Genomic DNA, 6,121 nt, shown 5'->3' on the forward strand with positions numbered 1-6,121 from the left:
GCCCATCAATTCCACCCACCATCCAATTGCGCCGCCGCGGGGACCTGGCCGGTCCCCGCAGCCCGGCGTTCCAACCGAGCGGAGCACGCCATGAGCATCGCGATCGTGACCGGAGGCGCGTCCGGCATCGGCCGCGCCATCGCCACGTCCCTGGTCCACCGGGGCGACACGGTGGTCGTCGCCGACATCAACGCCGAGGGCGCCCGGAAGGTCGCCGACAAGCTCAACACGCTCGGCCGGGGCAAGGCGTCGTCCGCGCCGCTCGACGTCACCGACGCCGCCGCCGTGGCGGAGCTGTACCACGCCGTCCGCGACGAGCACGGCCACCTCGACCTCGTGTTCAACAACGCGGGCATCTCGATCGGCGGCCTGGCCGAGGAACTGACCCTCGACCACTGGAACCGCGCGATCGACATCAACCTCAAGGGCGTCGTCCACGGCGTCGACGCGGCGTACCGGATCATGCTGGAGCAGGGGTCCGGGCACATCGTCAACACCGCGTCGCTCGCCGGGCTCGTCCCGATGCCGATCGGCATCCCCTACACCGCCACCAAGCACGCCGTCGTCGGGCTGTCGCTCGGCCTGCGCGCCGAGGCGGCCGGACGCGGCGTCAAGGTCAGCGTCGTCTGCCCGAGCTTCGTCGACACGCCGCTGCTCACCAACGTCAACCCGGGCCTGCCGGAGACGGCGATGAGCGGCAACGCGACCGAGGACATCAAGAAGGCGGTCCCCCGGCTCTACACCGCCGAGAAGCTCGCCCGCGACATCATCCGCGGCGTCGACCGCAACAAGGCCCTCATCGTCGCGCCCGCGCACGGCCGCGCCGCGTGGCGGGGCGTCCGGCTCAACCCGGCGGGGGCGGTGCGCGTCGCGCAGTTCGCCGTCGACAAGGTGCTGTCCGGCAAGAAGTGAGCCCCCTGGACGGCGGCCTCGCCGGGGGCGGCGCCTCCCCGCCCCCGGCTCAGGTCACGCCCGAGCAGGGCGCGTCCAGCCGGTAGCCGTCGGCGGTCGCGCCCGCCTGGTAGTCCGTCAGCACCCGCAGGCCCGTGTACCGGGACGGGTCGGGACGCTCGAAGACCGTCTCCCGGAACGCCGACGCGTTGGGCGTCCCGGAGAAGTCCCCCGCCGCCGGGGGCATCATGCCCTCGTAGTCGACGAACGTGGTCTCCTTCATCGCCGTGTAGAGGCCCTGGCGCGTCAGCCGCCCGTTCTGCGCGGCGCGCTCCAGCACCGCCTTCAGCGGATATTGCATCGACCAACCGACCGTCAGGGTGTCATCGGGCACCACCCGGCCGAGGGCGGCGCGCATCGCGGTGTAGCCGGGCGCGTCGGTCGCGAACGGCTTCCACGTCGCGGTCATGAGGTAGTGGTCGCGCATCGCGGCGGCGACCGGCGACTTCATCACCGCGACGTTCCAGGTCGTCTGGTCGCCGAAGAAGCGGCCCTTGTAGCCGTGCGCGACGGCCTGCCCGACGATCGCAGCCGTCTCCGCAGGGCCGGTGGACAGCAGCACCACGTCCGGCTTGAACTTCAGGATCGACCGCACCGCCGCCGCCTGCCGGTCCGGGCCCTGCGGCGTCTGGACGCTCCGGTACGCCAGCCGGTGCGCGCGGGCCGCGATCCGCGCGCCGCCGGCGCCGTCCGCGCCGTAGTCGCCCGCGAAGTGGACGCTCATCACCCGCTTCACCCGGCCCTGCCGGACGGCGTAGTCCACGGCGTTCATGTAGTGGAAGCAGTACGACGTGCCCGACTCCAGGATCACGTCCTCGAACTCCCAGCGGGACTGGAACGACGCCGGCACCGCCAGCATCCGCTCGGTCCGCAGGTCGTCGAGGATCTCCTCGGTCGTCGTGGACCCGAGCGTCTGCGCCAGCGCCAGCACCCGGTCCTTGATCTCCAGGTAGGCGGCGAGGTGACGGCTCGGGACGTACCCGGTGTCGCGGACATAGGTGACGGCGTCCACGTCGTACCCGCCGATGCCGCCCTCGGCGTTGACCCGCTCCCAGAACGCCCGCTGCGCCCGGGTGAGCAGCACGCCGAGCGCGCTGAACGGGCCGGTGGACAGGTCCGAGAGCGTCCCGAGGTAGATGCAGCCGTGGTTCCGGTTCACCGCGTGCGGGCACGGCCGCGACGTGACGCCCGGAACCGTCTCGGCGCGCGCCGGGCCGCCCAGCAGGCCGCAGCCGGACGTGCCGAGCGCCGCCGCGAGCAGCACGAGCCCCGCCAGCCACGCCCGCAGCCTCGGACCGTCAGAGCGCGCGCAGACCATCGATCATTTCCTTCAGCAGGTTCGTGTCGGGACGCCCGGAGACCGTCTCCGGGCTGCGCGCCGTCACCAGACGGCGCTCCAGCAGATCGCCGAGCAGCACCCGGACCACGCCGAGCGGCAGCGCCAGCTCCGCCGCGATCTCGGCGACCGGCACCGGGCCGCGGCACAGGTCGAGGATCGTCTCCTCCTCCGGCGTCAGCACGCCCGGATCGGGCAGCGGCTCCCGCGCCTGGACGGTCGCGAGCAGGTCCAGCGCGTCGCCGCCCGCGTGCCGGGCGCGGCCCTTGGCCACCGCGTAGGGACGGACGACCGGGCCGGCCATCTCGTCGACCCACAGCTCCTCGGGGCCCTCGGGCATCACTCGCCCCCGGGCGCGGACGGGCCGTCGTCGTCCGCGGCGGCGGCCCGGCCCCGCTCCAGCCCGCTCTGCAGGCCGGTGAGCAGCCGCTGCGCGGACTCCGGCGAACGCGGCTCGGCGACGGGCGCGGCGAGCAGCGGCTCCTCGGCGCGCAGCGGCTCGGCGAGATGGGTCTGGCGGCGCCGCGCGGGCAGGCCCGCGGCCGTCTCGCGCGGGACGTCCGGCGCCGGCTCGCGGCCCGGCTCCACGACGAGGTCCAGCGGCAGCAGCACGATCGCCGTCACCCCGCCGTACGCCGACGGCCGCAGCGTCACCTTCGCGCCGAGCCGCGCCGCGAGCCGCGCGACGACGAACAGGCCGAGCCGCGTCGTGTCGCCCAGCCGCCCGTCCGGGTCGGTCGCGAGCAGTTCGTTGCACGCCTCGAACTCCTCGGGGCCGAGGCCGAGGCCGCCGTCCTCGATCTCGATCGCGAACCCGCGTCCGACCAGCTCGCCGGAGACCCGCACGGTCGTCGTCGGCGGCGAGAACGTGGTGGCGTTCTCGATCAGCTCGGCGAGCAGGTGGATGGTGTCGGCGACGGCGGAGCCGCGCAGCGCGGTCCGTCCCATCGGGGCGACGTCCACCCGCGTGTAGTCCTCGACCTCGGCGGCGGCGGCACGGGCGACGTCCACAAGGCGGACCGGGTCGCGCCAGGACCGTCCGGCGGGCCGTCCCGACAGCACGACCAGGCCCTCGGCGTGGCGGCGCATCCGCGTGGCGAGGTGGTCGAGCGCGAACAGGGCCTCCAGCTCGTCGGGACGCTCGGTGCGCCGCTGCATCGCCTCCAGCATCGCCAGCAGCCGCTGCAGCAGCGACTGGTTGCGGCGCGCCAGCGTCACGAACACCTCGTTGAGCCTGCGGTGCGCGGCCTCCTCGTTCGCGGCGGCGCGGCGGACGGCGTCGCGGGCGCGGTCGAACGCGTCCCCGATCCGCCGGATCTCGCCGACCGTGTAGACCGGGCCAGGCGCCTCGGGCTCGGCGTCGGGCGGTTCCAGCGGCTCGGGCGGCGGCGGGTCGCCCGGACGCGCGGGCAGCCGCCGTTCGGGGGCCAGCGGCTCGGGGCCGTCCGGCAGCCGCTCGGCCGCGAACGCCGACACGTCGCGGGCCAGGGCGCGGCTCTCACGGATCAGCGTCCGCCCGATGCGGACGGCCAGCACGACCGACACGACCACCGCGATCAGCCCCAGCCCGCCCGCCAGCACCAGCCGCAGCAGGAACGCCCTGGCGGTGTCGCGGGCGCGGTCGGTGGTGACGGCGCGGATCCGCGTGGCGAGGCCCGTCAGCTCACGGCCGACGGCCTCGGTCGCGGTGTGCCAGGCGCCGACGTCCAGCGGCGGCGCGGCGCCCGGACGGCTCTGCGGCCGGGTCACCAGCCGTTCCAGGTCGTCGAACCGCGCGGCGTCCGGGCCGCTGACGATCTCCCGGTACCGGGCGGCGTCGGCGCCGCTCAGCGACCGCGACGCCTCGTCGTACAGCGCCTGCCGGGCGCCGGCGAGCCGGATCGTCTCCAGCCGCTCGTCGGCGGTCATCCGGCCCGCCGCGAGGACGCCGGTGACCAGCGCGTCCTCGCGGGCCAGCTGCTCACGGCCCCGCTCCAGCGAGATCAGCATCCGCGAGTTGCGCACGACGCGCCGGTCGCTGGACGGGACGTCGTCGTACACGTCGGCGGCGAGGTCGATCAGCGCGCTGTAGCGCGTCATCGCCTGCGCGCGGTCGATCGCGCGGTGGTCGACGGCCTGGCGGAGCGCGTCGAGGTCGGTGAGGGCGTCCACGAGCCGCGTCATGCGCTGGAGCGTCTCGGGCCGGGTCGCGCCGCGCGTGCCGGGATCGGCGGCGGCCCGGCGGAACGCGTCCCTGGTCTGCCCGGTGCGGGCGCGCTGGGCGTCGAACCCGGCACGTCCGATCGTCGCGTCGTCGCCGAGGGACGACAGGGACATGCGCCGCTCGTCCTGCAGCGCGGCGATCAGCGCGTCCGTGGGCTGCGCGACGTTGGTCGTGAACGTCTTCGCCCGCGTCTGCCGGAGGCTGTCGGTGAGGGCCGTGGCCGCGACGAAGCCCCACAGCAGGACGAGCGCGGTGAGCGGTGGGAACAACAGCAGGAACATCTTGGCGCGAACCGACTGGCCGCGGCCCCGGCGACCTGTTCCCATCTTGACCCCCGCGGACCCTCACCCCGAATGGGATCGGACCGTATCGCGGTGATTCGGGACGCATCCGGCGGTTCGCGGAGAAGATTGGGATTGTTATGTTTATGTTACTGACAGATGACAGTTGATCAACTCCGCGTCATCTGCCCCTCCACTCCCAACCCACCCCACCCCACCCACACCAGCCCGCAACGACCCACCCCCGCACGCCACCTCCCCCGCACCGGAACGGCCGTCCCCACACGCGCCCCAGCCGGACCGGCACATCCCCGCACGCACCCCGCACGCCGACGCCGCCTCCCGCGCCAATCACCCACCCGGACCCGGGGCTGCCCCCCGTGCGGCATCGCCTGGCTCCGGCTGCGTGCGGCGCGGTGCGCCCACCACGTACGTGGCCCGCACGGGCGCGGACGCCGCATTGCCAGTGCGCATCGTCCCAGGCGCGAGCGAAGTACTCGCGCGGGCGACCTTTGATCAGTTAGGAGCAGCGCGCTCACAGCTACGGCGGCCCGGCTGGGGCGATGCGTTGTTGCGCACCGCCTGTGCCCAGGTACGGGCAGCGCATCGGCGTCGACGCTTACGCTGGACGGATGGAGCGGATCCTCGTCAGCGCTTGCCTGCTCGGTCGGCCCGTCCGCTACGACGGCGCCGCCAAGCCGGTGGCCGACGACCTGTTCGCGCGCTGGCGGGCCGAAGGGCGGCTGGTCCCTTTCTGCCCGGAAGTCTCGGGCGGGCTGGCGGTGCCGCGACCGGCCGCCGAGATCGTCCCGGCGGCCGGCGGGGGCGCGGCGGTCCTGGCCGGAACAGCACGCGTCCTGACCGGCGCGGGCGACGACGTGACGGACGCCTTCCTGCGCGGCGCGTACCTGGCCCTCGACTGCGCCCGCCGCGCCGGTGCCCGCATCGCACTCCTGAAGGAGGGAAGCCCGTCCTGCGGCGTCCACCGCATCCACGACGGGACCTTCCAGGGCCGCTCTCTCCCCGGAGAAGGCATCACGGCCGCCCTGCTCGCTCAGGCGGGCCTACGCGTCTTCACCGAGTCGGAACTACCGTCCCTGGCGTCCTTCCTGGACACCTCCACGCCCTAGACGCCCGGCACACGAAAGGGGTCTCGCCGCTTGGCGGGACCCCCAAAAGTCGTTAGGAACGCAAAAAGGGGCTTCGCCGTCGGCGAAGCCCCTAGAAATGCGTTGAGGGCCACCCCGTGACGGGATGGCCCTCAACCACTGTGAGTCCGGCGGTGTCCTACTCTCCCACACAGTCTCCCATGCAGTACCATCGGCGCTGAAAGGCTTAACTTCCGGGTTC

Annotated in this window: 5 protein-coding genes and 1 rRNA gene; 2 read left to right on the top strand and 4 right to left on the bottom strand. The window is 73.9% G+C overall.

The genetic code is table 11. The annotated features are described in order from the left end of the window. Positions 1 to 90 precede the first annotated feature (90 nt). Positions 91 to 912, top strand: coding sequence for an SDR family NAD(P)-dependent oxidoreductase (locus tag GQ466_RS21530; protein WP_161104788.1), 822 nt, complete (start codon positions 91 to 93; stop codon positions 910 to 912). Between the two features lie 49 nt (positions 913 to 961). On the opposite strand, the gene GQ466_RS21535 is transcribed toward GQ466_RS21530, so the two are convergent. The 3 genes from GQ466_RS21535 to GQ466_RS21545 are packed head-to-tail and all read right to left on the bottom strand — an operon-like array spanning position 962 to position 4,759. Next, positions 962 to 2,269, bottom strand: coding sequence for an ABC transporter substrate-binding protein (locus GQ466_RS21535; protein ID WP_161104789.1), 1,308 nt, complete (start codon positions 2,267 to 2,269; stop codon positions 962 to 964). Beyond that, on the bottom strand, positions 2,250 to 2,627 hold the full coding sequence (locus GQ466_RS21540) for a DUF742 domain-containing protein (protein WP_161104790.1): 378 nt from the start codon (positions 2,625 to 2,627) through the stop codon (positions 2,250 to 2,252). The genes GQ466_RS21535 and GQ466_RS21540 overlap by 20 nt, the downstream gene beginning before the upstream one ends. Then, on the bottom strand, positions 2,627 to 4,759 hold the full coding sequence (locus GQ466_RS21545) for a sensor histidine kinase (RefSeq protein ID WP_161104791.1): 2,133 nt from the start codon (positions 4,757 to 4,759) through the stop codon (positions 2,627 to 2,629). The genes GQ466_RS21540 and GQ466_RS21545 overlap by 1 nt, the downstream gene beginning before the upstream one ends. Positions 4,760 to 5,403: 644 nt before the next feature. Here GQ466_RS21545 and GQ466_RS21550 point away from each other — a divergent pair. Beyond that, positions 5,404 to 5,901 (top strand): 2-thiouracil desulfurase family protein, encoded by a 498-nt coding sequence (locus tag GQ466_RS21550; RefSeq protein ID WP_161104792.1) that lies wholly within the window; start codon positions 5,404 to 5,406, stop codon positions 5,899 to 5,901. A 144-nt stretch (positions 5,902 to 6,045) separates the two neighbouring features. Here the strand turns inward: GQ466_RS21550 and rrf are convergent. Beyond that, positions 6,046 to 6,121: ribosomal RNA gene (rrf, locus tag GQ466_RS21555) — 5S ribosomal RNA — on the bottom strand; the annotation flags it as partial.

Source organism: Actinomadura rayongensis (genome assembly GCF_009831215.1).
Taxonomy (GTDB): Bacteria; Actinomycetota; Actinomycetes; order Streptosporangiales; family Streptosporangiaceae; genus Spirillospora; species Spirillospora rayongensis.